The sequence below is a fragment of the Capnocytophaga sp. oral taxon 332 str. F0381 genome (assembly GCF_000318275.2).
GTDB lineage: Bacteria > Bacteroidota > Bacteroidia > Flavobacteriales > Flavobacteriaceae > Capnocytophaga > Capnocytophaga bilenii.
This window is the reverse complement of record NZ_KB291318.1, coordinates 12,891-39,067: the sequence shown is the minus strand read 5'-3', so window position 1 is coordinate 39,067 and position 26,177 is coordinate 12,891. Positions and strand designations below refer to the sequence as shown.

Below are 26,177 nucleotides of genomic sequence, written 5' to 3'. Positions count from 1 at the left end.
TTACAATCTGCTAGGCAAGAATGGATAGTTTGGTTCAGCATAAACAACGTCATACATCACGTGTTTTTCTGGATAAGGTGATTCTTCTGCAAACTTCTCACACTCTGCTACGTGTTCTTTTACGCGTTCTTCTATAGCGTCCAATTCTGCATCAGTAGCATAACCCTTTTCTTTTATCACTTTTAGTACATTAGTAATAGGGTCATTCTCTTTTTGTTTCTCTACCTCTTCTTTTGTACGATAGTGTTGTGCATCCGACATTGAGTGCCCTCTATAACGATAAGTACGAATATCAAGCAAAGTAGGACCATCGCCTCTGCGTGCACGTTCTACAGCCTCATACACTGCTTCCGCTACTGGCTCTGGGTGCATACCATCTACCTCTTGGCAAGGCATTTCGTAGCCCAAACCAAGCTTCCAAATATCCACGTGGTTAGCAGTTCTTTCTACTGATGTACCCATAGCGTAATGATTGTTTTCCACAATAAAAACTACAGGCAGTTTCCAAAGCATTGCTAGGTTAAGTGTCTCGTGAAAAGCTCCTTGACGTACAGCTCCATCACCCATAAATGTAAGGGTAACTGCTCCTCTATCAAAATACTTGTCTGCAAATGCCAAACCTGCACCCAATGCTATTTGTCCACCAACAATACCGTGCCCTCCATAAAAATTATGTTCTTTAGAAAAAATGTGCATAGAGCCTCCTAATCCTTGTGAAGTACCAGTAGCCTTACCATACAATTCAGCCATAATACGGCGCGGATCTACTCCTAACCCTATAGGTTGTACGTGGCAACGATAAGAAGTAATCATCTTGTCTTTGGTCTTATCTATAGCGTGCAAACATCCTGCTGCCACCGCTTCCTGACCGTTATACAAGTGTAAAAAACCTCTTACTTTTTGCTGAATATAAACTGCCGCAAGTTTATCTTCAAACTTTCTCCAAAAAAGCATATCCTCGTACCATTTTAGGTACACTTCTTTATCAAATTCTTTCATTCGTTTATGTGTAAAAATCTATTATTTGTTATTCTTTTTTATGTTAATTCCACTGATTTTCAGCCTATAGAGTAGTCTCTAAACACTACACCTTAAAAATATTTGCAAAGGTGCAAAAAAAATATCACTTAGCAAAATAAATCGTAAGTTTTTTTTTATTTTTTATTTGTATCGTTTTTCTATATAGTATAAAAAACATCTATACTACGCCCTACCAAACTATTTTCTATCAGCATCCTATTTGCTGCCGAAGCCAATTCTTTATGAGCCTCATCACACAGCAACTCATCAGCCTGGGCTATAAGTGCGTATAAATAAGCCTCTATACTTGTTACCCAGCAAGCTATGGGCAACTTCTTTCCCAATGTGGCTGCCATTGCACGCAATTTTCGCAAGTCCGCTATACTTTCATACAGCCTATTTTCATCAAGTAGGTAAAGTATTCTATATGGCTCATTTGGCATAAATTGCATTACCAACTGCTTATTATGGTCTTCTTCCAAAAGTTCCACCGCTGGCAAGTAATACGAAGGCAAATGCGCTATATTTTCCACCACCTTCAGCTCAGGTATTTTCTTCAAATACCCCATATAGTCATATCCTCGTTCATAAGGCGGAAGTCCTGCTATTTGTGTCGTCTTTTTGTCCATATTGCTTTTCTATCTTTTCCCAAAGCCGTTTCGCTACAAGTGGTATTATCACTCCTTTTTCTGCTTGTCTTTTGCTAAACGGATAAAAATCCCACTCCTTCCTGCCGTAAAAAGTCAATGTACCCCCTGCCAATAAGGCATTGCATTGTTTATCAAAAATCGCCTGTTCCTCATCTGCCTTTTGCTTTATTTGCCGCTGCAATTTATTGCTATTAAGCAGCATAGTAAAACCTCCAGCTTTCATCACTTGTTCCAATAATTCAGATGATTTTTTATAAATTTCATAACTCAATGCCTCAATAGCGCAAGCCCCATTAAGTAGTGCTGCCTGTCGGTTGTTAAGCAATTTATTGATAACGCCCACATTTTCCTTTTCTATATTCAAATGGCTCTTTTTAAAAAACAGCGGATTTTTAGGCAACAGATAATCCACCCCACCCAATACAGCTCCTTCATAAGCCAAATGCACGTAATTCCTATTGTAATCCCCTTTTTGCAAACTTAGTCCTCTATTAGAGACCTCTGCTATCAGTTGTATATTGTGCTGTGGAAAACACTCTGAAAGTAACCTTCTAAAAGCTCGTAATTTTGCAATTTCCAACAATAAGCTACCTCCTACCGCCACTTTTATAGCAATATCCCTACCCCTACCTTGCAAAGCACTTATATTTTCTGTTATTTGCGCTATCGCAAAAGCAATTTGTTGCACTATGGTAGCTCCTGCATTCTGGTAAGCCGTTACATCTACAAGGCTTGTAGCAAAAATGTAATTAGCCTCTTTAGGCAACCATTGTAACACCTCCGCTTGGGTTGTATCCTGCTGTATTACAAGCAAAAAATTACCAACCGAAAAACCTTTCCATAAACTAATACGTGCCAAAGTAAGCTCCTTATCTCGTACAAATAGCGGTATCATTACTTGCGTCTTTACCCCTACTCCAAAAGATTCCTTCACATTTTCAGCAGTATAAAATGGCAGTATAGGAATACCCTCGTGCGAGGTATATACCAGCGACTGATAATCCTCCCCCTGCAATTCGTATTGCAAAGCTTGTTTCCATTGTTTTACTGCTATGTCCATCAGTTTTTAGCCTTATCCCTTCGCTTTTTCGTTAGGTTTTAGTACCATTCGGTATGATTGGTCTTTGCTAATGTAGTAACCCACCCAATTATAAAAAGCACGCATCTTATTTCTAAAATTCACTAACGACATTATATGAATAAACGCCCAAATAGCCCACGCCCAAAAACCTTTAATAAAAATATTTTTAGGCAAATCAGCTACAGCTTCGTTTCGTCCTATAATAGCCATAGAACCTTTATCTACATAGCTAAAAGGTTTAGGTTTTTGAAAGTCGTTATTCATATTAGCAACTAGGTTATCAGCCTGTTGTATTGCTACTTGCGCTAGCTGAGGGTGTCCTTCAGGATAATTAGGGTCAGCAGTCATAATGCACGAGTCGCCTATAGCATAAATATTATCAAAACCTTCCATTTTGTTATACGCATCAGTCTTCATACGTTTGCCGCGTCCCAAATATTCCTTATCGTCTATCCCTTTAAAGGTTTTTGCCGATACCCCTGCTGCCCATATCAAGTTACGTGCTTCCAGTATAGTCCCGTCCGAAAGTACAACCTCATCATTCACAAAATCCTTTACGAATACCCCCATTTTCAGTTTTACTCCCTTTTTCAAAAGGGCTTTCTCGGTATATTCTTGAGCTTTTTTTGACATAGGAGCAAGCACCGTTTTTTGCCCATCTATAAGGTAAATATCCCCCAAATCCGATTGGCTCAATTCAGGGTAATCTTTTTTCATAATATTTTGCTTCATTTCAGCAAAAATACCCGAAAGTTCCACCCCTGTAGGTCCCGCACCTGCTATAGCAAATGAAAGCAGCTTGCGGCGCACTTCTTTATCGTCTGTTCGTGTTGCACGTTCCAATCGCGTGTATACCAAATTGCGCAACATCAGCGCATCACCCACCGTCTTCATCGGCATCGCCTTCTCTTCTACATTCTTATTGCCAAAGAAATTAGACTCCGCACCCGTTGCCATTACCAAAATATCATAGCCAAGCTCTCCGTTGCTAAGAATAACTTTATTTTCAGCAGGCACTACCTCTTTTAGCACCCCCATTCTAAAGCGCGCATTTTTATGCTGCCTGAGCAATCGCCTAAAAGGATAAGAAATAGAAGAAGGCTCCATAAAGCCCGCCGCCAATTGGTATAGTAAAGGTGGAAAAAAATTATAATTATTAATATCCACCAAAGTAATTTTGTATTTATCCGAGCGGTCAAGTCCTTTCATCAATTGCAAACCTGCAAATCCACCGCCCACAATCACTACGTGTTTCTTATTTTCCATAAGATTTCTAATTTAGTTTTCTTTTTTATCTTGTTCTTGTGCTTCCTCTTCTTCTTTTGGAAAAATATCTATATTAGGTTCCTTAATAGTCTGTTTGTTTGATAGTGAGCGTTCCAACGAAAGCAATAAACTTGGCAATAATATCAAATTCGTCATCATTGCAAATAGTAAAGTTGCCGATATTAAACCTCCAAGAGCCTTCGTACCTCCAAAACTTGACAATAAAAATACCGAAAATCCAGAAAGTAATACTACAGAAGTATAAAACATACTTATACCCGTTTCTCGCAACGCCCCATATACCGATTTACTAATTTTCCAATTACGCGCCACCAGTTCCAAACGATATTTTGCCAAAAAGTGTATCGTATCATCTACCGAAATACCAAAAGCTATACTGAAAACCAATATAGTAGAAGGTTTAAGTGGAATACCCAAATACCCCATTAAGCCTGCTGTAATGAGCAGTGGCAGCAAGTTGGGTATCAGCGAAACCACTATCATTTTAAACGATCTAAACATATATGCCATTATCGTTGCAATAAGCAATATAGCTAATGCCAATGACCAAATCAAATTGCTCGCCAAATAATTCGTCCCTTTGGTAAATAAATAAGCCTTACCCGTAATTTTTACCTCATATTTATCACTCGGAAATAGTTTTTGTGCCTTATTATAAATATCCTCCTCTATTTGTTGCATCTTTTCTGTGCCTATGTCCTTCATAAAAGTAGTAATACGCGCTGTTTGCCCCAACGAATCCACATAAGCCGAAAGCATATTGGCTTTGCCCTTAGAATTCTTTATATAAGAAAGTATAAAAGTCTGTTCTTGCGAAGTGGGCAAACTGTAATATTTAGGATTACCATTATAGTACGCCTGCTTCACATATTTCACCAAGTTTACTATTGAAAGAGGTTTAGATATTTCAGGTATTTCCTCTATATGACTGCAAAGCTCATCTATGCGCTTTAAGTTTGCCAACTTGGTAACTCCGTTTTTTTGCTTCGTATCAATAGTAATTTCCAAAGGCATAATACCCCCATAATTCTTCTCAAAAAACGAAATATCATCAAAAAAAGCTGCCGATTTAGGCATATCCTCTATCAAACTACCCGATACTTTTATTTTGTAGATACCTATAATACTTGCCACAAGCAAGCCTATTGCCACCACAAATACAGCTATTCTGTGATGTTTCACCGTATTTTCTATAAATTTAATCAAGCCTCCTATCCAATTGCGATGTAAGTGTCGCAAGTGTTTCTCTTTAGGTATAGGCAAATAACTATATACAATAGGAATAAACAACAGCGATATAAAAAATATAGATAACACGTTGATAGAGGCAATAATACCAAATTGTTTCAGCAAGGTACTTTCTGTAAAAATAAAAGTAGCAAAGCCTATTGCCGTAGTAAGGTTCGTAAGTAGGGTAACATTACCCACATTGCCTATCACCCTAACCAACGATTTTGCCTGATTACCGTGTTTGCTGATTTCTTGTTGGTATTTATTAATCAAAAATACACAATTAGGAATACCAATTACAATTACTAAAGGAGGTATTAATCCCGTAAGTATCGTAATTTCATAATCAAAAAGACCTAGAAAACCAAATACCCACATTACTGCTATTGATACAACTCCCAGCGAGATGAGCATAGCCCTAAATGAACGGAAGAAAAAGAAGAAGATTAATGATGTAGAAATAAGTGCCGCAATGATAAAAAGCCCTATTTCGTCCATAATATTTTGAGCACTAAGCGTACGTATATAAGGCATCCCCGAAGTGTGTACCTTTAGCCCTGTTTGTTGCTCAAACTTTTCAATAATAGGTATAAAATCATTCAGTATAAAATCCTTGCGGGCTTTCGTATTGACGATTTTTTTATTCATATACACCGCTGTTTGCAGTGTATTGGTCGCTTTGTTGTAAATAAGATTTTCGTAAAAAGGAAGACGTTCAGAGAGTACTTGTCGCAAGCTATCAGCTTCTGCTTGTGTTTTAATCTCTTTTGTAATGAATTTATGGGTAATAAAACGCTGTGTAGCCGTATCTTTTACCAATATTGGCAAATTATCAATAGATATTACAGCATCTATTTGCTTAAACTGTTTTAGTTCTTTGCTAAGTGCTATCCATTTATTCAATACATCGGGAGTATAAATATTAGGATCATCAAGTGCCAGCAATATAAGGTTTCCTTCTTCACCAAATTTAGAAAGAAAATTTTTGTACTGCATATTTACAGGGTGATCATCTGGTAACATATTTGCTTCTGTAAAAGTGAAGCGTATATACTTCCACTGCGATGCCAAACCTATTGTAATGGCAGCCAAAAGTAGCAAAAATGTAATTCTATTGCGCAAAATTAAACCTGCAATATTACTCCAAAAAGCTGCTTTAACCCATTTAAACATTTACAAATTATTTTTATATTCAGGCAGCAAAGGTACAAAATAATGTTTAATTATCAATAATTATTTTTTTTAGATTGCCAATTCTTTATTGATAATCATCTCTGTTACAGTTCTTATAGATAAAAATCCTATCTTATCAACTGGGATTTCAGCTATAGGAAACCACTCAAGAGATTTTATTTCATCAGGAGCTGTTATAGATAGTTGTGTAGTAGGTAATTCACATAAAAAAAACATATCCATTGTTCTGTAAGGCACTTCTTTGTATAGATAGTTATTAGGAAAGGTTGTAAGAAAGCGCATTTGCGATGGTACAACCTCTATGCCCAACTCTTCTCTCACTTCGCGACAAGCAGCCTCTTGAGCTGTTTCATTAGGATCTATAAAACCACCTGGCAGGTCTAATTTCCCTTTGTCAGGGTCTATATTTCGTACTGTAAAAAGTATCTTATCACCTTGTTTAAAAACTACTGCTACCGCAGCTGCTATATTGTGAAAATAGGTAAAACCACAATTGTGACACTCAAAACGCACATTGTTAGGAAACTCTATATCTGTAGAAGCACAATTGGGGCAATATTTAAAAATACTTTTCATACTCTTATTTATATTTTTTATCTATTATTTAGTTTGTCATCGCCAAACGGCAAAAAAGAAAAGCACTAAATACCAAGCACTACTTCTTCTAATGAACTTCTATAATCAAACCATTTAATTCGTTTATCTTTCTGAAACCACGTAAATTGACGCTTTGCAAAACGGCGTGTGTTCATTTTTATTGCTTCTATGGCTGCCTCAAAACTGCACTCTCCTTCAAAAAAAGGGAACAATTCTTTATATCCTACAGTTTGTAGCGCATTCAGGTGTTTATAGGGCATCATATCTTGCGCTTCTATCAGTAGTCCTTCTTCAAGCATCATATCCACACGCTTATTGATACGTTCATACACTTCTGTTCTATCTGCGGTAAGTCCTATTTGCACACTTGTAAAATCCCGCTGCTTCTCCTTTCTTTGCAAGAATGAAGAATAAGGCTTCCCCGAAGCTCTACACACCTCAAGTGCCCTGATAAGTCGCTGAGGATTTTGTACGTCCATTTGGTTATATTGCACCTCATCTAAAGTTTTTAGCAGCTCTTGCAAGTACTCAATGCCTTTTTGTGCATAAGCCTCGTTCAGTTCCTGCCTAATTACTTCATCTACTTCGGGAAAATCGTCCAAACCATCAATAATTGCTTTGGCATATAAGCCACTACCGCCCACCATCACTACTACATCGTGTTTTTTGAACAATTTATCTAACAATGCTATCACATCACGCTCAAAATCTCCCACCGAATAACTTTCAAAAATACTCTTGTGTTGTATAAAATGATGAGGCGCTGCCATTAGCTCTTCTGCCGAAGGAACAGCCGTACCTATACGCAATTCCTTAAAAAACTGACGTGAATCACACGATAGTATTTCTGTGCCAAAGTGAGTAGCAAGAGCTATTGCCATACGTGTTTTTCCTATAGCAGTAGGTCCCACTATGGTTAGTAATGTTTTACGTTTGGGCTGCATCTATTCTTTTTTCTATTAATAAATGTCCACACTCCGAACAATATTTCGCATCAGGCAAATGTTGCGTATTACCACAATGATTGCAAATTATCTTCTTTTCTCGTTGTGCTATTTCCTCACGGTAGTTCATTTCTTCTTCCTTCAAAATATTAGCTCGCGATACTTTTGTATATTCAGCCGTTACAATACCTGTAGGCACCGCTATAATACCATAACCTAATATCATTACTACTGCTGCTACCAGCTGTCCCAAAGTGGTAGAAGGCGATATATCGCCATAACCCACTGTAGTAAGGGTTACTATACACCAATAAATACTGCGCGGTATACTTGTAAAGCCATTTTGGTGTTTTTCTATAACGTACATCAAGGAACCTAATAATATAGAAATTACCAATACAAAGTATACAAAAACTATAATCTTATTACGGCTTGCCCTAAGTGCCATTTTCAGTTCTTCCCCTTGGTTCATAAAAGTTACCAAATCAAGAATACGGAAAATACGCAACAAACGCAATGCTCGTACTACCGAGATAGCTTTCGTATAGGGGGTTATAAATGATAGATACATTGGCAATATGGATATCAAATCAATGATACCATACATACTGAAGATATAGCGATATGGTTTTTTATTGCTAATGATACGAAGTATATATTCTATTGTAAAAAAAACAGTAATAATCCACTCCATAAAAACTAATAATCCGTGCAAGCGATGGTCTATGCCTTTTACGGTTTCAAGCATCACCATTATCACACTAACGGTTATTAGTGCCAAAAGCACAAGGTCAAAAAGCCTGCCTAAGCGTGTATTAGTTCCATAAATAATCACGTAAGCCAGCCGCTTGAAAAGTTCATACTTCTCTTTAAACTCTTTCTTAATCATTGCTAATCCTTGTTTGTAAGCCAATCTCGAAATGAATAAAAGTTTTGAGGCGATACACCGTGCCCTACAGGATATTCCTCGTATTTGTATTTTATTCCTAATCGCGCTAATATTTCGGGTGTTTTCCTCGCCCATTCCACAGGTATTACTTGGTCGCTCGTGCCGTGCGATACATAAATGCGTACCCCTGTATGATCTTGCTTTTCGTAACCCTCTTTTATAAGTTCTTCGTTTAAATAACCACTCAGTGCAATTACATTGCGTATTTTATTAGGATATGAAAGAACTATTGCCATACTCAATATACTTCCTTGGCTAAAACCGAGCAAAGTAATATCGTTAGTATCCAGCTTATATACCTTGCAAGCCTCCTCTATAGCGTGCATAATCAAATCTCGCGACTCTATCGCTTGTTGGTTATCACTCCATTTATTTTGGTCTGCATCAAAGTTAATCATATACCACGCATAACCAAAAGTAGCCAAATGATAAGGTGCTCTAAAAGAAATAATCATATATTCTGGCGGCAAAGCATTTGCAAACGAGAAAAGATCTTCTTCGTTGCTACCATAACCGTGTATCATAAAAATAACTGGCGGTAGTTCCACTTTCAATAACGGTTCTCTAAGAATGTACTCCAATGGTAATTTTTTATTTGCATTCATAGTTTCTTTATGCGTTGTTTTCTTTTATTATCACCTTATTGTTTGCTATTACACCCACTACACTTCCTTGATGCTCAGCACCTATAAAAGCACTGTTTTTTGAAGCTGAAAGTATATCTTCTTTTCTAAAAATATGCGTACCTTCTGTTCTAAAAATAGTAAGGTCAGCTATTCCATTTTCTTTTATAGGGTGTGTTTCTATAGCAAAACGCTTTCTGGCAGCTGTAAGTAATTCTACTGCTTTTTCCACCGAAACATACTTGCTCAATATCCCCCACATATTTTCCAACCCTATAGTGCCAAAAGCAGCCAAATCAAATTCTTTAAATTTTAATTCTATGTCTAAAGGGTTATGGTCAGAAGTTACAAAGTCTATCACTCCCTCATTTAGTGCTGCTCTCAAAGCCGCTACAGTAGCAGCATCACGCAATGGTGGCAATACTTTATAGTTCGTGTCAAAATCTTCAAGTACCTCATCTGTCAAATGCAAGTTAGCAAGGGCTACACTACAACTCACATCCAATCCTTTCTTTTTAGCTTCCCTAATAAGTGCTACCGATTGCTGGGTTGAAATCGTAGGAATATGCAGCTTTCCCCCCGTATATTCCAATATAGCCAAATCACGCGCTACACATAGTTCTTCTGCCAAAGGGGGTATCCCTTTTAGCCCTAAGCGCGTACTCTCTTTATGCTCGTGCACCACCCCTTTACCCATTATTTTAGTATCATTGGCAAATGAGATAACCAAACCTCCAAATGGCTGCACATATTGTAAGGCAATCTTCAGCAAATTGCTATTAGCTATTGGCTTTTTATAATCGCCAAAAGCCACAGCTCCTCCTTGTTGCATATCGTAAAGCTCCGCAAGATAATCGCCTTTGCTCTCCACCGTCAAAGCTCCTATAGGGTGTGCCGTAGCTGCAAAACCTCGTGTTTTATCCTTTATATACACCACCCCCGATTGGCTATCCACTACAGGATGCGTTAGCGGATTTACCAGCACGTGTGTAAAACCACTCCTTTCCGCAGTACGCATTCCATTAGCCAAAGTTTCTCGTTCCTCATAACCTGGCTCCCCAAAGCACACACTGCTATCTGTCCAGCCCTGCGAAACAAATATATTTTCAATTACACTATCAGCCTCTATCGTTCCTAATGCTTCTCCTATCTGTCTTATTACTCCATCTTCAATCAATATATCCTTGATAGTATTATGAAAAGCACTCTCTTTATCAATAATATGTGCTGACTTTAAAAGTATTTTCATAAGAAAAAAATTAATAATCCACAATTAAAGAGGTCGTCCTATCAAGAACAACCTCTATATACTATATATTATCTTAAAAACTGACGAACTTCGTCTTTCAAATGGCTAAGCGCACTCGCTGTGGGCGTACTCCTATCTATGTACTCCTTAAAAACAGTCTCTACCATAGCATTCGCATCAGCCACCTCATTATTATAAGCTGCCTTCCTTATTACTTGTATTGTAGCTGCTTTGGCAGTACGTATAATATTCCACAATTTAGGCGTTAAGTAAATTTGTTGTGCCAAATTGTGCTCAAATTCTTCATCTATACTATTCACCAACAGCATCTCGTATTCCTTCTTTGATAATGTTCGAGGAGGAATCCGCAAAAACAACTGCTGCGGACTTATACGCTCCAAAAAAAGCGTCATTCGCTCATAGGCTTGCAACCTGATAGGCAAAGCGTATTTGTGCGCCTCTTGTTGCAACAAAAACAACCGTTTGCGGTCTTCATTCTCTATGTGTATCCTAAAAAAATAGAATGCCACCGCTCCCACTATTATAGCAGGAATACAATACATTACCAGCGTAATAATCTGATTTGTCATAACTAAATTATGATTCTTTTAGCAATAATATCTTTTCTAAGTTAGGACTAAAAATATCTTCAAATGCCGATATAATTCGCCCATTTTTATCTATAATCAATGATTTATTGATATTGTTGATTAAAAACTTCTGTGATAAATCCATAAAGTTGATAGAGTGATATTGGTCTGTCCATTTAGTACGCTCTATTTGCTTACGCCATTGGTGCTTGTCTTGCCCTATATCTATCCCTACAAACTTTACATTAGGAAACAACTGTTTTAATTGCGCTATCCTATCAAATATAAGATTAGAAAGTTCTTGTTGGCTCACCGACCAAAAATAGTAAATCGTTACCTCCTGCCTCTGTATCTGCGAAAATTTTGTAGGCTCTCCCTTTGTATCTATCAAATCAAAGTCCGGCGGTATCTTCCCTGCTTGCAAGGCTACTACATTCCCAAAAACCTTATCAAGTTCTGCTTTGTGCTTATTATCTTTGTTATACGCTGCAAATTTATCAAAGTAATCCTTATAAGGTATATGTCCCTGAATGTTAAACACATAAGCATAGGCAGCATTCCTGTACAAATTATCTCGCAAGCTCCCTTTACTAAACAAGCTATCTATAATCTTTATTTTCTCTAAATGAAATCCAAGCTCCCTACTCACATCCACCAGCGTTTGCCTATCACGAGTATATTTCGTAAAAGCAAGATTATTCACATACATCACCATATAGCTGTAATACGGACGAAAATACTCCAAAAAAGTATTATTGTAATTAATTCGCTTTCTATAATCGTAAAAATTAGCAGGCAAACGATCTGTTATAGCACTTCCATCTACATCTTGATATACAAACGGATATATCTCCATCTCTTTGTAAATAGGAAATGTAGCACTCACTAGTGCCAAATCTCTTGCTCGTGCTGATAATCTAGGATTATTTTTTACAAAATTATTGTATTCCTTTTGCTTTTGTAGGCAAATAGAATCCATTACTCGTTTATAAATAACAGGTGGCAATCTGTGGTATGCCTTAAACAAGCTCTCTTGAGTGTCAAACTCACTCGCTTGCAATATAATAAAATTATTTACGCCTGCCCCTTTGCCCGAAAATGAAATACTCTCTGCAAACCTAAAAGCATTGGCATACACCACCAAACTATCTTTAGGTTCTAAAAACACATACTGATAATTCTTATCTATCTCAAAATTGTAAAGCTTACTCTCAAATAACTTCATATTAAATATGAATTTCTTATCCTTGGTCAAATAAGCCGTATCTATAGGAACATCATCAGCATATAGCGTTACTTGCATATCCTTTGCGTTAGGAAAAAATCCTCGCAAAACCGTATTGTCCTCACCTTTCCTATTACAAGAAAATAGGAACAATAAAATTATAAGCAATAGTTTTCTCATCTGTCATTAAATCAATTATCATTCAACTTTCTGCAAAGATACAAAAAAATCTCACAAACCAATGTTAATGAAATGTTAATGGAATGTTAAATATTTAATAACTACCTATCCCTACTCGCTTCAAACAAAAACTTCTTCTCGGCATCCGTCAAACTGTCATAACCACTCACTCCTATTTTCTCTAATAATTTATTAACCTTTAGCTGTTTTATCCTTTGTTGTTCAGCTGCTATAGCCTTTTTTTTCTCTATAGCTGCTTCTTTATCATTTAAAAATATTTTTCGCAAGGCAACATTATACCTACTTAATAGAGCATAAATAAGCCCACCCATAGCTCCTCCCAAATGAGCTATTTTACCTCCTGGGTTTTCTGTAAAATTAAACATATCCAGCACCATTACCCCTACAAACAAGTAAATTAATGGTATGCTTAGCGTGAATAAATTTACCTTATGTCGTGGCATTTTTATTGCCATATAAGCCAGCAAACTCATTATGCCCCCCGATGTACCCAACAACATCGTGTGTTCGGTGGCCTCCCAGAAGAAATATCCCTTTCCCAAAAACAACACACCTCCTGTAATTATACCCACCAAAAACACCTCCCAAAAACGCTTCCATTCCAAAAAATGAAACCATATACGCCCTATAAAAAATAAAAAAAGCATATTGCCTAAAAAATGCTCAAAACTCACGTGATAAAAGGCATAGGTGAGTATGGTAAATGGTCGTTTCACAAATAAAGAAAAATCTTCAGACAAGCAAAGCCAACGATTCAGTGTCTCTACCTCAATGAGCTCCATAGCTACAAACACTTTCCCTAATAAAAATACCCCACTTATTAGCAGTATAAGCCTATCCGATAGATTAAGGTTCATCTGTTGCCAATAAATATCTCTCTTCATTCTCCTATAATTAAAGCCGCTGTTTTTTCACTCGCTCCTTTGCCTCCCAATTTTTCCCGCAACAATACATAGTTTTTAAAAACTTCATATCTATGCACATAGGTTGTGAGCTTGTGCAATTCCTTTTTCAAATTTTCAGTCGTCAAATCTCCTTGTATAAGCTCTGTAACCACAGGCTTGTCCATTATTAAGTTTACTAACGATATATATTTCAGCTTAATAACGCGTTTTGCTATTTCGTATGAAATTCTATTCCCTTTGTAGCACACCACCTCTGGCACATTCAGTAGTGCCGTTTCCAAAGTAGCTGTACCACTTGTTACCAAAGCTGCATATGATAGTGATAGCAGGTCATAAGTCTTGCCACTCACAAAATGCACGTTTTCATTGCAGATAAATTGCTCATAAAAACTGTAATCTATCGCTGGTGCCCCTGCTATTACAAACTGATATTCGTGAAAATCATCTACTACCGTTAGCATTACTTTTAGCATCTTGGCTATTTCTTGCTTCCTACTGCCTGGCAGCAGTGCTATGATAGGGCGTTTGTCCAATCCATTAGCTTCTCTAAAGGCTTCTTCATTCACTTCTTCTCGTTGCCCTATAGCATCAAGGAGCGGGTGCCCCACAAAATGCACCTTATATTGGTGTTTTTGCTCGTAAAACTCCTTCTCAAAAGGCAGTATTACGTACATCGCATCCACATCTCGCTTTATAGATTTTATGCGGTTCTCTTTCCACGCCCATATTTGTGGCGAAATATAGTAATGTGTCGGGATATGCTGCTGTTTTGCCCATTTAGCTATCCGCATATTGAAACCTGGGTAATCTATAAAAATAAGCACATCAGGCGCAAAAGCAATAATATCTTTTTTGCAGAAGTCTATATTTTTCAAAATAGTGCGCAAGTTAGCAAGCACCTCCCAAAAACCCATAAAAGCAAGGTCTCGGTAGTGCTTCACCAGCGTGCCTCCTGCCCGCTGCATTTGGTCGCCCCCCCAACAGCGAATCTCTGCCTTGGAGTCTTTTTTGTATAGTTCTTTCATCAGGTTAGCCCCATGCAAATCACCCGAAGCTTCTCCTGCTATGATGTAGTATTTCATTGCTCGCTATTTATTGAGAATAACAACCTTCATCTTTATATCTCGTTTAGGCCAATTGTCCCTGCCTTCTGTCTCCACCTGATTAATTTTATCCGCAACCTCCATTCCTGCTATCACCTTGCCAAAAGCCGTATAATGCCCGTCTAAGTGATACGCTCCTGGCTTTTGCACCACTATAAAAAACTCATAAGGCGATGCAAATTGGTGCGGATTGTCTATATCGCTACTCGGCATCGATACAATCCCTCGGTGGTGCTTAAATCCTTTTTTTGTGTCAGGAGGCAGTAGGTACGAACCTATTGCAGCTCGGCGTCTGCTTATTTTCCAACTTTCCGAATTTCCCCCTTGTATCACAAAATCCTTCACTACTCTGTGAAATACCGTACCGTCAAAATAATGCTGCTTTGTCAAAAAAATAAAATTCGCCCTATGGTAAGGCGTTTCGTTAAAAAGCTCTATATCTATATTTCCGTAATCGGTAATAATACGCACATAGCGTTCTTTATGTTGTTTTTCGTATTCGTACAAAAAAGGTATTGCCGAATCGGTAGTGAGTGTCTTGCTAAGCACACTACCCTCCGCTTCATCTGTTTTAGCCTCTTTATCTTTTTCGTTGGTGGTAGGTGTTACTGTCTCCGCTACTGTGGTTGTAGTTGTGGTCTTTTTTTGTGACGTCTCATTTCCACTACAAGCCACTAGCATAAGCACCCCCAGCCCTATTCCCCAATATTTTGCCATAATTATTTTTCACTAACAAGTAAATGCCAACAACGCTTCCAGCGTTTCTGCCTCATTTTCTATATACGATAAATGCCCACCCGAAAGAAGTGAATAGGTAGCCCCTGCACTATTTGCCAGTGCTACTAAGCTATCCGCAGGAATGAGTGCATCATTAGCCCCTATAAATATATGTTTTTTTGCCGCCAATTGTTCAAATACTATCGTACGGTCTAAACGTACCTTCATCCCCAGCGAAGCCGCTTTTATCCCCTCATTGTTGGTTGCCATTCCTATAGCTACCAATTTTTCCAAGGCGTCCTTCATCACCACCTGATTTTCAGTACTAAATAGGTTCGTTACCGCAGCTCTCACAAATAGTTCTTTCTGCGTAGGTATAATCTTCAATACCCTATCCCTATTTTTCTTTTTTTCTTCACTGTCAGGAAGTGTAGTAGAGTTCATTAGGGCGAGCCCCTCCACCATTTCAGGATACAATTCTGCAAAAGCAAGTGCCACATATCCCCCCATAGAGTGCCCCACCAAGCTACAGCGGCTAACACCCTCTTTTTGTAGCACATCGCGCACTGCTGCTGCCATTAGCTCCATAGTATGTACCTCAGCTATTACAGGCGTTTTGCCGTGCCCCAATAAGTCTATACAAAGCACTTGGTGCTCGCCCGATAGTTTTTCGGCAAGTGATTGCCACACAGTGCTATCTTCCAAAAATCCGTGCAAAAATACTATCGTTTTTGCATTTTTATCGCCTTGTAATGTATAATATGATGAAACTTCCATCGCTATTTTTTTAGCCAATTGTTAGAAAATTCACACTTTCTGTACTCGCCTTTTACTGCTATATAAGTTTTTTCAATGTGTTCTTTCAGCCATTTACTAATAGCTTTTAGCTGTTTTTCTTTTAGTGCCAAGTCTTGTATCTTTACGTAATCCTTCACAAAATCCGCTTGGTGTTCCTCTATACGATTAGTAATTTGGTAAATTCTATAACTTTTCTTGCCCGTGCGGTCTTCATCCAAGAATGGTACAGATACTTCATTGTCTTTTAGGTCTGATATACGCGCATAAAGGGACGGTTCTATACGTGTCAGCTCAAAGCGTGTAGATAAGTCTTCAGGGTTTATGAGCTGTCCTCCATCATTGCGGGTCTCTTTTTCGTCAGAAAAGTTACGAGCTGCCTCGTCAAAAGTTAATTCTTTATTTACAATGCGGTCGCGTATTTTTGCTATTTTCTCTTTAGCCTCATTCAAAGCTTCATCAGGTATATCAGGCATTATCAAAATATGGCGTACACTCACCTCTTTCCCTCTTATTTTATCCATCTGAATAATATGCCACCCAAAACTCGACTCAAAAGGCTTTGATATTTCCCCTTCTTGTAGGGTAAAAGCTACCTCTTTAAATGCTTTGTCAAAAGCCGAATTTCTATTGAATGTAAGTACTTGTCCTCCAGTCGCTCTGTCTTGTGAATAAAGTATTGCCTTAGTAGCAAAACTCATCCCCTCCTCTTCCACATCTTTTTTTATGTCGTTCAGCTGGTCTATTACCTTTTGTACAGCACTTGGGGGTGCTACTGGGTTTACCACTATCTGTGCTATCTCTAATTCTGTACCAAAATGCGGACGTTCATCGGCAGGAATAGCATTAAAAAAGTTGCGCACCTCTTCAGGGGTTACTTCCACATCTTTCACCACCTGTTGCTTCATTCGTTGGGCAAGTGTATTCACCTTCAAGAGGTTGAAAAGCTCATCGCGCATAGCCTGCTCATCATCTTTTTTATAAAACTCCAATAGTTTTTTAATATCTCCCCCTAATTGAGCTGTCAAAAACTCAATACGTTGGTTCACTTGGTCGCGTATCTCAGCATCCGTAAGTTTAATACTATCCTGCACGGCTTGGTGTGCATATAGCTTGTCCTCCATCAGCTTGCCAAGCATCTGGCAGCGCGATATATCTTTAGTATCCACCTCCTGCTGGCGCAAATCTATATATGCTTTATCTATATCCGACTCCAATATCAAATAATCGCCCACTACAGCAGCTACTCCGTCTACTTTTTTGCGGCTCGTTTGTCCAAAAACTACCGTAGTAGCCAATAACATTCCCAAAAATGTGAAAATCTTTGTTCTATTCATAAGTTTATTGTTCTTCTCCTTTTAATAGGTTGCAAAAGTAATACTATTATTCTACAAATGCAATTTTATATATATTTTATTTTATAACACCCTATGCGCCAACCTATGGCTGGTAAGTAAAACAAGGCGGTCGCTATAAAAAGCCAATCGTATAACTCTGTAAGTATAGGATACTGAAACACAATTGCAAATCCTTTATAGGCTATCAGCAATTCGGTACTAAAAAATGCAAACAAATATATATAAAGCAAATAGCGATTTACCTTATATACTTCTTCCAAAAACAAGAACAGCCCGATGGTGATAATTCCCAAAAAATTGAAGTGCAAGTAGGTTATCAGCAAATCCATATTAGTAAAAAGATACTGCGTAAGCACAGGCAGGGTTCCAATGAGCATCAACAACACTTTTACGGCAAAAGCTCCTATAAAAATACTTGCCAAAAGTGTTCGTTCTTTGTGTTTCAAGTACAAATACCCTATCACACACACCGCTGCCAACCACATAAGTGCCGAAACTGCCCCCACTACATAGTAAATGGAATAACCAAAGTACCCCAACCACGAAACAAATAACGTGCCAATAATACCTATATGAAAACCTATAAATACTTTTTTTAGCAACTGAGGATAACGTTCTGCCCAACCGTATTTCTTTATAAAAAGCCCCATCAGGCTACTTAGCATCCAGCCGTTGTACTGAAAGTGCAAAAAAAAGGCAATAGCACACATATACATATCAGAGTATTTGCCAAATTTCACAATCATTACAGGCATCAACCAAATCCCTATACTTGATAATACAAGGTAAAATACCCCCATTTTTACAAAATCTTCCCCTTTTACCGCTCTTTTCAGCAACGAAACATCTTTTTCAGAATGTTTAAAATAAAATCTTGCAAAAATATAAGTACATATAATAAATACCGATGAAAAACTGATAGACACCGCTCCATAGCCCTGAAAAGGAAAACTAAAAAGCATTCCTAATACCGAAAACTGTGTGATGTAAAACAGCAACCGATAGTTAAAAAGCCGCCTATTTACGATGCGAATACCCCAAGAGTTCTCACCTACCTCATCAATATTCTTTTGAGGAAAACGAATAAATGTTCGCACCAATAGTGCCGAAAGTAACCCATACACCCAGCCTAATAACGCCAAATGCGAATGAGTATGTACTATATTCCGATAATTAAAAGTAAAAGGATAGGCTACCACCGTTGCCGAACGCATAAATATCCCCAACAATACTACTATTGCAAAGTAAGTAAATGCCCATTTTACATCGGTACGTATATCCAATTTAGTATTCAAAAGTGCCATACTCACTCTTTATAGTCAGGCGTTTTTTATCCGAAACCTCTACGCGTCCTATCACTTGGGCAGGCACACCAAAGCTCTCCGAAATAGCTATCAAATCATTAGCTATCGTCTCATCTACATACAACTCCATACGATGCCCACAGTTGAACACTTGGTACATCTCCTTCCATTCTGTCCCCGACTCTTGTTGTATCAATTGAAATAACGGCGGTACAGCAAATAAGTTATCTTTTACAATGTGCAGATTTTCAATAAAATGTAGTATTTTTGTCTGTGCCCCTCCGCTACAATGCACCATACCATTTATTTGGGTATTGTCGTATTTTTCTAAAATTTTCTTGATGATAGGTGCATAAGTACGTGTAGGCGAAAGCACTAATTTACCAGCATCCAACGGACTCCCCTCTACTCTATCGGTCAGTTGTTTAGTACCCGCATATACCAATTCTTCAGGTACTGAAGGGTCAAAACTTTCAGGAAAACGATTTGCCAATTCCTTAGCAAATACATCGTGCCTTGCCGAAGTAAGTCCATTGCTACCCATACCGCCATTGTATGCCGTTTCGTAAGTAGCTTGCCCGTACGAAGCCAAGCCTACAATCACATTTCCTGCTTTGATGTTCGCATTATCAATCACCTTACTGCGGTGTATACGCGCCGTTACAGTCGAATCGACAATAATAGTGCGTACCAAATCTCCCACATCAGCAGTCTCCCCGCCCGTAGAGTGAATATGCACCCCGTGAGCTGCCAACTCTGCTATAAGTTCCTCAGTACCATTAATGATTGCCGAAATTACTTCCGCAGGAATAAGGTTTTTATTGCGCCCTATGGTGGAAGATAGCATAATATTATCCACAGCACCCACACACAGCAGGTCGTCAATATTCATAATCAGAGCGTCTTGAGCAATTCCTTTCCACACACTCAGGTCGCCAGTTGTTTTCCAATACATATATGCCAAAGATGATTTTGTACCAGCCCCATCAGCGTGCATCACAAGGCAATAGTTGTCATCACCTGTAAGCATATCGGGTACAATCTTGCAAAATGCCTTCGGAAACAATCCCTTATCTATATTTTTGATAGCTTTATGCACCTCGTCTTTAGCAGCCGAAACTCCCCGTTGTGCATAGCGTTTGCTCACTTCCATCGTTTTAATTATTTATTTGTAACTTTCAAACCGCAAAATTACAAAAAAATACACTAAAACCAAAATTCAAGATTTAATTATTAACGCTGTGCCCTTTATATCTATTTTGGGTGGTATTGAAATTATAATCAATCCCCACTTTGATGCAGTAATTCTCGTAGTTTTTAGACTGCCTACTCATTATGTAGGGATTGCGAAACTCACTGTGATTGTTCAGCTGATTAAAAGCGTCCATTACCCCTCCATATATAGTAAGCGATTGATTGAACAGCATACGGGCTACAAACAAATGCACCCCACTGCGTTGTTCATACATATAATACTCTCGTTCTGTACCTTTACTAACGTAATTGAAAAGTGCCAATACCAACCATTTGTCGTTAAGTGCTATTTGGTTCATCAATTCAGCTGAAAAAGCAGCTTCACTAGTAGGTAATACATCTTTAGCAAAAGGCTTGTAGTAAGTAAGCGTTAGTTTGGGCATCCATTTGCCTATTTGCATTTGTGCATTCAGCACCCCTTTTAGCAAGCTGTAATGGTCATAATTACGAATTGTTTTTTCAATCACATTAGGGTTTATTGCCGAAAGCGAATAATCATTGTGAATAGCGTTGCGTATATGTCCGTACATCAGCGAAGCCGAAATAGGACCATAGGTAGCCAAGGCAGTCCATTCGTCATTGAGTTGGGGTATTATGTAAGGATTACCCCTATCGTACAAGAAAGGAGAAGAATAGGCACTATAATCGCTAAGCTCGTAGAAGGCAGGTCGTTTTATTTTGCGCACATAGCTGAGGGTGAATTGTGTTTTATCCCAAGGAAAAGCGACAGACACATTAGGCAACCAATGGCGATAAATTCGGCTTTTCACCTCACTTTTTTGTTGATTTTCATAATAGCCAAAATCAGCGTATTCATAACGCAATCCCACTTTAGTACTTATTTTGCCTAAAGGATATGCCCAACTTGCAAATCCTGCCGAACGCACTTCGGTATTTTTAATATCGGGAGTAGTGAGAGCGTTATCATTGTAGGTTTCTTTGCGGTATTGGTTACTAAGTTCCGTTCCGTAGTTGAGGGCACCTTTGCCTATTTGTTGTAAAAAAGTAGCTTTTAAGTTCCACCAATTAGAAGAAGCCTCTTGATGTTTGTGCACTTTTTGTGCCGAAGAAGTGAGCAAGTTGTGTTCTATTATGTCGGTTTGGTTGTTAGAACGTTGCCCTATATAGTCAATATCAGTTTGCAGTTTGAGTTTATCAGTAAGTTTTCCTTCGTAATAAGCATTTGCATTGAGGTCTTTGTTTTGGTTGAATTGGTCGTATTCATTCAGTCCTTTAGCAATAATAGCATTATTTCGGTAAGTGGCTGTTTCTTGCTGGGTATAAGCGTGCCCAGAATAAGGCGTTATACCTCCCCACACACTTGCTCCAATAGCGTGTTTGTCAGAAAAATCGTGTGAAAAACCTACCTTCACCTCAGCACTTTTATCATTGTTATCGCTTACTTCATTGGTAGTTACACGCCATTGGTGAGGGGTAGTGAAAGTTTGCAACTCATTATTGCGGTAAAAATGATTTTTGAAGTTGTTATATGCACCTATGTTTAAGAAGAGATCAGTTTTTCCCGAGCGATAATTCAAATTTGCCCAACTATTATTGTGTAGCCCGTTTTTGCGGAAGTATTCTTCGTTTTCAATAGAGCCACTAAGTCCATCGCCTTGTTTCTTTTTCAGTTTGATATAAATCACAGCCCCCACGCTATTATCGTGTTCAGCACCTGGTTGGGTTTCAAGTTCTATGCTTTCAATGTCTTTAGGCGAAAGGTGATACACATCATCAAGGTTACGTACGCGTCTGTTATTGATAAAGAAAATAGGGTTACCTTTGCCAAAAACCTCAAAACCACCCCCCGTGTAGGAAGTGCTAACCCCAGGCAGGAAGTTGATAAGCATCTCAGCACGAGGTAAGTTTTGCAAGGAAGATTGCGCCACATTAGTACTGATGCGTGTACCTTTCTGCTCAATAATAGGACGGCGAGCGGTTAGCACTACTTCGCCCAACTGATTAGTAGCAGGAGTGAGCTCAATAGTGCCCAACTGCGATTGTGAGGGAGTAAGTATCTTAGGCTCATACTCCAAATGAGTAATTTTAATAATGATTTTCTTATGCTCTGCCGTATTAGGCAATTCAAAAACACCCTTAGCATCGCTAATAGCCCCTTTTACAAGAGTAGAATCAGGAAGCGTTATAAGGATAATATTGGCAGCACTTACAGGTTTTTGGTCAGTGCTTACGAGAGTACCTTTGAAAGAAGATTGTGCAAAGGCACTGGTGGTTGCTGCTAATAGCAGTGATAAAATAATTTTTTTCATTGGTTTTGTTAATTTTAATTTTCATTTATATAAACGAAATATTTTTTTAAAGGTTGGAATAGAGGTAGAGATAAAGAGTTTTTATACTACATATCCCTCTGCGTACTCTTCAGGATATACAATTTTAAAACCTTTTCTATTAAGAGCTTCCTTAGTAAGAAAACATATTTGTATAGCAGGAGATAGTTCTAAATACTGATGAGGGCGATTTGCTTTAAAAGGAGTTCTGTTTTCATTTTTACTATTGATACCATTTGCTCTAATGGCTTCATACTTAAAGCTTTCTCGTTGTTTTAGAAATTCTATGACACGTGGAACAACAGGATTGTTATGAATTTGTTGTTTTATTAAGGTTTCTTTCGTAAAGTCAAATAATTCAAGATGTTCAGGATTATCTATTAAATTGAAACACTTATCTTCATCTAATTCAAAAGTAGACTCACAAATGATATATCCGTTTTTATAACAAGCTCCTTTCTGTCCCCACCAATGTGCATTTTCAATAAAAGAATCCCAAAAATAATAGCCTTTACCTAACCAAGCATTTTTATGACTACATAAAAAAGGTCCTTTCTCCTCTATTTCGTCTGGGTTATTTCTGTTTTCAAGAGTTTGATAGGCTTTTCTCAGTTTCATTTTATGCTTCTGTGGTATTATTTCGTAGTTCTTCTTCTAAACCCGATAAATTATAAGTCGGAAGGATGATTCCAGGAACATTAGCTTGAGTAGTAACTAAACTTATATAAGCTCGTACATAAGGGAATAAAATAGCTATACTATTTTTGTAGAAGAAATCGGGAATATCATTAATAGTTTCTACATTTTTAAACTCAAAGAGTCCTTTACAATTTATACGCACAAAAGGCTCTGTATTTTCTTGTTGTAAAGAAATCGAAAAAATAAGTTCAAATATCTTTTTATCTTTTTGAAAAATACCTTTCGTAGTGAAAAGAATACCTAAATCACCTTCCTTGTAATTATGAAGGTTGATATATACCTCATCAAACTGGTAATTGATAATTGAAAAAGATGCTGGTTGCATAATTCTATGTTTTTAATTAAAGAAAAAGCCCGAAGAAAAACTCGGGCTATATATATTAGTAACAATTTTGACTCTTTGGGAATATACAGAAGTTAAAAACTCATCTGCAGTGAGCCCTACACCTTCATATTCTTTGGTTCTTTCCCAATCTTCTAAAATCTGTTCTCTTGGAGTATTTTCAAAATACTGTTTCAATTCTTCTAAAAGGTTTGATGCCATAATCCAAATAATTAAAGGTTATAATATAATAAGCCTAAGTATATACTTTAGTGAGTGCAAAGGTATAACTTTTCGTTTAAATATCAAAAAAAATATAACGTTTTTTTAATATAATACTTTATGTTTTATACATAAAAAATTATTAATTAAGCAATTATGATTATTTTTTGTAAAGATTTATAGTTTGTTTTTTGTAAAGCCAAGCACTAAATGCCAGCACTTTCTTTTTGGTCAAAAAAACCTTCAGGAAAACGCATTTTTTTCAGCATTGCATTCGCTTCAGCTAGTTTTTTAGGAAAAGAATTCTTAATAGGATCGTATTTTTTTGTTGAAAACTCTGTAAAATGTACATTTATTTTAAATTTATCCCACAAATATTTTTCCAAATCCTTTTTTTCTTCTGCTGTCATAATTATTCTTTTTTTCTATTTACTAAGTTGGTTATTGATTTTGAGGCAAAGGTACAACTTCTCTATATAATTAACAAATTTTTAACTATTTTTTTCTTCATCCCTACACTATAAATATTCTATAAAAATAAAAGAGCAAATCATAAGCCGGATTCTGTTCTTATCATTGCTGATAAGTGCTTATCATTTATCTCGGCTAATGATTACTCATTAGCTCTAACCGCCTACCCTCCAACATCGGGCGAGCAACCCTCAAACGCTGGTTTACGCGGCGTTGCACCTCATAGAGTTTACCTGATTTCACTATGGCATTACCCATACATCCTTTCTGTTGCACTTGTCCTCACCTCGCGGCGGACGGGCGTTACCCGCTATGATGCTCTGTGGTGTCCAGACTTTCCTCTACTTCTGTAGCGATAAGCTGATTTGCTCTTTTTATAATTCTTAACTTAACCCCATATAATTAATATGTGGTTTTTCGTAAGGCTTTAACTCGCTTGGATTAAGCATATTAAAGTTTAACAATAGGTTATTTTCTTTTTCTTCATCAAAAAGCAAGTCGTAAAGATAATGATGAACAAAAATATACCATTTTTTGTTAGGATTTACCACTGCAAAACCTCCGTGGTCATTCCCTTTATCAAGATAGAAATACTCCCATTGATAAAAATTCATTACCGCATTAGCAAATAATTCTCCTAAACCATAAGCTAAATCAACCTTGTCGTATGCTAAGGTATTAGCAGTAACTTTTTGCTCTTTATAAGCATCAATAAAATGCCTCAAAGAAGTAGCTACTTCTTTAGGATTGCTTTCATCACAAGTAAAATTGTTCTCTTTTAGTAAGTCAATAGCTTTTTCTTTCAAAGCTGATAGCTCTTCCTTTTCTTCACTATCAGCTAATCTTTCAGTAATTTCAGTCATAAATATTAATTTGCTAATTCCCTAATTTGCTAATTTTCTAATTTCCTAATTAATAATCTCCCAACGTCTCAGCATTCTGTGCCAAAGCTTTCGCTAATTGCTCGTCATTAGGAGCCTTGCCGTGCCAAGCGTGAGTACCCATCATAAAATCTACACCATTACCCATTTCGGTATGTAGCAAAATACAAACAGGTTTCCCCTTGCCAGTCAGTGCTTTAGCTTCAGCCAAACCTTTCAAGATAGCACTAATATCATTACCCTTTTCAATGTCAATTACCTGCCAACCAAAGGCTTCCCATTTAGCGCGAAGGTTACCCAAAGGCAGTACCTTATCGGTAGGACCATCAATCTGTTTTTGGTTGTAATCAACCGTAGCGATGAGGTTATCCACCCCTTTGCCACCAGCGTACATTGCCGCCTCCCATATCTGTCCTTCCTGTAGCTCGCCATCACCGTGTAGAGTATAAACCAAATGCTTATCGCCGTTTAGTTTCTTAGCCAAAGCCGCCCCTATAGCTACCGAAAGCCCTTGTCCCAAAGAGCCTGAAGCTATACGTATGCCTTCCAACCCTTCGTGAGGTGTAGGGTGCCCTTGCAAGCGCGAATTAAGCAAGCGGAAAGTATTGAGTTCTTCCACTGGGAAAAAGCCTCTACGAGCCAGTACACTGTAGAATACAGGCGAAATATGTCCGTTAGAAAGGAAGAAAAGGTCTTCATCTTTGCCCTCCATACTAAAAGGCAGTTTAATATCCATCACCTCGTTGTATAGGCATACTAAGAACTCAGCGCAGCCCAAAGAGCCTCCAGGGTGTCCGGAATTTACTTTGTGTACCATTCGCAATATATCCCTACGCACTTGGGTAGTAAGGTCAGTAAGTTGTTGGGTATTCATCGTTTCTTATTGTTTTATAATTTGATGCCACAAAGGTACAACTTTCTTTTATAAATGCAACTCTTTTTTCAACAGAAATAGTAAAATGCCAATTCAAAATTCAAAATTGCCTCACCGAACCTTCAGCGAAGGATGAGCGAAGGA

The 26,177-nt window shown here is 37.8% G+C and carries 26 protein-coding genes and 1 other RNA gene; all 27 read right to left on the bottom strand.

Going from position 1 to position 26,177, the window contains the following annotated elements; translation table 11 throughout:
* Positions 1 to 999 (bottom strand): pyruvate dehydrogenase (acetyl-transferring) E1 component subunit alpha, encoded by a 999-nt coding sequence (pdhA, locus tag HMPREF9075_RS07580; RefSeq protein WP_009415929.1) that lies wholly within the window; start codon positions 997 to 999, stop codon positions 1 to 3.
* Positions 1,000 to 1,178: 179 nt separating this feature from the next.
* Positions 1,179 to 1,649 carry a hypothetical protein gene (locus tag HMPREF9075_RS07575; protein ID WP_034557174.1) on the bottom strand — a complete coding sequence of 157 codons (471 nt, stop codon included), beginning with the start codon at positions 1,647 to 1,649 and terminating at the stop codon, positions 1,179 to 1,181.
* Positions 1,606 to 2,730, bottom strand: a complete 1,125-nt coding sequence (locus tag HMPREF9075_RS07570) for a methylmalonyl-CoA mutase family protein (protein WP_009415927.1) — start codon at positions 2,728 to 2,730, stop codon at positions 1,606 to 1,608. Before HMPREF9075_RS07570 ends, HMPREF9075_RS07575 begins: the two co-directional genes overlap by 44 nt.
* Before the next feature lie 12 nt (positions 2,731 to 2,742).
* Entirely contained in the window at positions 2,743 to 4,017 is a 1,275-nt protein-coding gene (locus HMPREF9075_RS07565; RefSeq protein WP_009415926.1) for an NAD(P)/FAD-dependent oxidoreductase, read from the bottom strand.
* A gap of 12 nt (positions 4,018 to 4,029) precedes the next feature.
* Positions 4,030 to 6,441, bottom strand: coding sequence for an RND family transporter (locus tag HMPREF9075_RS07560; protein WP_009415925.1), 2,412 nt, complete (start codon positions 6,439 to 6,441; stop codon positions 4,030 to 4,032).
* A 69-nt stretch (positions 6,442 to 6,510) separates the two neighbouring features.
* A complete protein-coding gene (locus HMPREF9075_RS07555) occupies positions 6,511 to 7,038 on the bottom strand; it encodes an NUDIX domain-containing protein (RefSeq protein WP_009415924.1) in 528 nt (175 codons plus the stop codon).
* 65 nt (positions 7,039 to 7,103) lie between these two features.
* Positions 7,104 to 8,003 (bottom strand): tRNA (adenosine(37)-N6)-dimethylallyltransferase MiaA, encoded by a 900-nt coding sequence (gene miaA, locus HMPREF9075_RS07550; RefSeq protein WP_009415923.1) that lies wholly within the window; start codon positions 8,001 to 8,003, stop codon positions 7,104 to 7,106.
* The gene (locus HMPREF9075_RS07545) at positions 7,987 to 8,892 is read right to left on the bottom strand and encodes an ion transporter (protein WP_009415922.1); all 906 of its coding nucleotides are present in this window, start codon (positions 8,890 to 8,892) and stop codon (positions 7,987 to 7,989) included. Before HMPREF9075_RS07545 ends, miaA begins: the two co-directional genes overlap by 17 nt.
* Positions 8,893 to 8,894: 2 nt before the next feature.
* On the bottom strand, positions 8,895 to 9,557 hold the full coding sequence (locus tag HMPREF9075_RS07540) for an alpha/beta hydrolase (protein ID WP_009415921.1): 663 nt from the start codon (positions 9,555 to 9,557) through the stop codon (positions 8,895 to 8,897).
* Positions 9,558 to 9,564: 7 nt separating this feature from the next.
* Positions 9,565 to 10,824, bottom strand: a complete 1,260-nt coding sequence (locus tag HMPREF9075_RS07535; protein WP_009415920.1) for a dihydroorotase family protein — start codon at positions 10,822 to 10,824, stop codon at positions 9,565 to 9,567.
* A 68-nt stretch (positions 10,825 to 10,892) separates the two neighbouring features.
* On the bottom strand, positions 10,893 to 11,414 hold the full coding sequence (locus HMPREF9075_RS07530; protein WP_009415919.1) for a hypothetical protein: 522 nt from the start codon (positions 11,412 to 11,414) through the stop codon (positions 10,893 to 10,895).
* Positions 11,415 to 11,421: 7 nt separating this feature from the next.
* Positions 11,422 to 12,819: a thioredoxin-like domain-containing protein gene (locus tag HMPREF9075_RS07525; protein WP_009415918.1), complete on the bottom strand. Its 1,398-nt coding sequence runs from the start codon at positions 12,817 to 12,819 to the stop codon at positions 11,422 to 11,424.
* A gap of 101 nt (positions 12,820 to 12,920) precedes the next feature.
* Positions 12,921 to 13,724: a rhomboid family intramembrane serine protease gene (locus tag HMPREF9075_RS07520; RefSeq protein WP_009415917.1), complete on the bottom strand. Its 804-nt coding sequence runs from the start codon at positions 13,722 to 13,724 to the stop codon at positions 12,921 to 12,923.
* Entirely contained in the window at positions 13,721 to 14,827 is a 1,107-nt protein-coding gene (lpxB, locus tag HMPREF9075_RS07515) for a lipid-A-disaccharide synthase (RefSeq protein WP_009415916.1), read from the bottom strand. Before lpxB ends, HMPREF9075_RS07520 begins: the two co-directional genes overlap by 4 nt.
* 6 nt (positions 14,828 to 14,833) lie before the next feature.
* Positions 14,834 to 15,565: a peptidylprolyl isomerase gene (locus HMPREF9075_RS07510; RefSeq protein ID WP_009415915.1), complete on the bottom strand. Its 732-nt coding sequence runs from the start codon at positions 15,563 to 15,565 to the stop codon at positions 14,834 to 14,836.
* A 12-nt stretch (positions 15,566 to 15,577) separates the two neighbouring features.
* Entirely contained in the window at positions 15,578 to 16,342 is a 765-nt protein-coding gene (locus tag HMPREF9075_RS07505; RefSeq protein WP_034557181.1) for an alpha/beta fold hydrolase, read from the bottom strand.
* A gap of 2 nt (positions 16,343 to 16,344) precedes the next feature.
* Positions 16,345 to 17,697, bottom strand: a complete 1,353-nt coding sequence (locus HMPREF9075_RS07500; RefSeq protein WP_009415913.1) for a peptidylprolyl isomerase — start codon at positions 17,695 to 17,697, stop codon at positions 16,345 to 16,347.
* Positions 17,698 to 17,762: 65 nt separating this feature from the next.
* Positions 17,763 to 19,022, bottom strand: a complete 1,260-nt coding sequence (locus HMPREF9075_RS07495; protein ID WP_009415912.1) for a hypothetical protein — start codon at positions 19,020 to 19,022, stop codon at positions 17,763 to 17,765.
* Complete coding sequence (locus HMPREF9075_RS07490) at positions 19,003 to 20,175, bottom strand: AIR synthase related protein (protein WP_009415911.1); 1,173 nt, start codon at positions 20,173 to 20,175, stop codon at positions 19,003 to 19,005. The genes HMPREF9075_RS07495 and HMPREF9075_RS07490 overlap by 20 nt, the downstream gene beginning before the upstream one ends.
* Before the next feature lie 73 nt (positions 20,176 to 20,248).
* Positions 20,249 to 22,546 (bottom strand): outer membrane beta-barrel protein, encoded by a 2,298-nt coding sequence (locus HMPREF9075_RS07485; RefSeq protein ID WP_009415910.1) that lies wholly within the window; start codon positions 22,544 to 22,546, stop codon positions 20,249 to 20,251.
* A gap of 81 nt (positions 22,547 to 22,627) precedes the next feature.
* Positions 22,628 to 23,182 (bottom strand): hypothetical protein, encoded by a 555-nt coding sequence (locus HMPREF9075_RS07480; RefSeq protein WP_009415909.1) that lies wholly within the window; start codon positions 23,180 to 23,182, stop codon positions 22,628 to 22,630.
* 1 nt (position 23,183) lies between these two features.
* Positions 23,184 to 23,588 carry a protein-export chaperone SecB gene (locus HMPREF9075_RS07475; protein ID WP_009415908.1) on the bottom strand — a complete coding sequence of 135 codons (405 nt, stop codon included), beginning with the start codon at positions 23,586 to 23,588 and terminating at the stop codon, positions 23,184 to 23,186.
* Between the two features lie 12 nt (positions 23,589 to 23,600).
* Positions 23,601 to 23,807 carry a hypothetical protein gene (locus tag HMPREF9075_RS07470; RefSeq protein WP_009415907.1) on the bottom strand — a complete coding sequence of 69 codons (207 nt, stop codon included), beginning with the start codon at positions 23,805 to 23,807 and terminating at the stop codon, positions 23,601 to 23,603.
* Positions 23,808 to 24,013: 206 nt separating this feature from the next.
* Positions 24,014 to 24,217 carry a hypothetical protein gene (locus HMPREF9075_RS07465; protein ID WP_009415906.1) on the bottom strand — a complete coding sequence of 68 codons (204 nt, stop codon included), beginning with the start codon at positions 24,215 to 24,217 and terminating at the stop codon, positions 24,014 to 24,016.
* A 128-nt stretch (positions 24,218 to 24,345) separates the two neighbouring features.
* An RNA gene (gene rnpB, locus HMPREF9075_RS12630) (RNase P RNA component class A) lies at positions 24,346 to 24,650 on the bottom strand.
* Between the two features lie 11 nt (positions 24,651 to 24,661).
* Positions 24,662 to 25,141 carry a hypothetical protein gene (locus HMPREF9075_RS07460; protein WP_009415905.1) on the bottom strand — a complete coding sequence of 160 codons (480 nt, stop codon included), beginning with the start codon at positions 25,139 to 25,141 and terminating at the stop codon, positions 24,662 to 24,664.
* A 49-nt stretch (positions 25,142 to 25,190) separates the two neighbouring features.
* The gene (locus HMPREF9075_RS07455) at positions 25,191 to 26,033 is read right to left on the bottom strand and encodes a transketolase (protein ID WP_009415904.1); all 843 of its coding nucleotides are present in this window, start codon (positions 26,031 to 26,033) and stop codon (positions 25,191 to 25,193) included.
* Positions 26,034 to 26,177 lie beyond the last annotated feature (144 nt).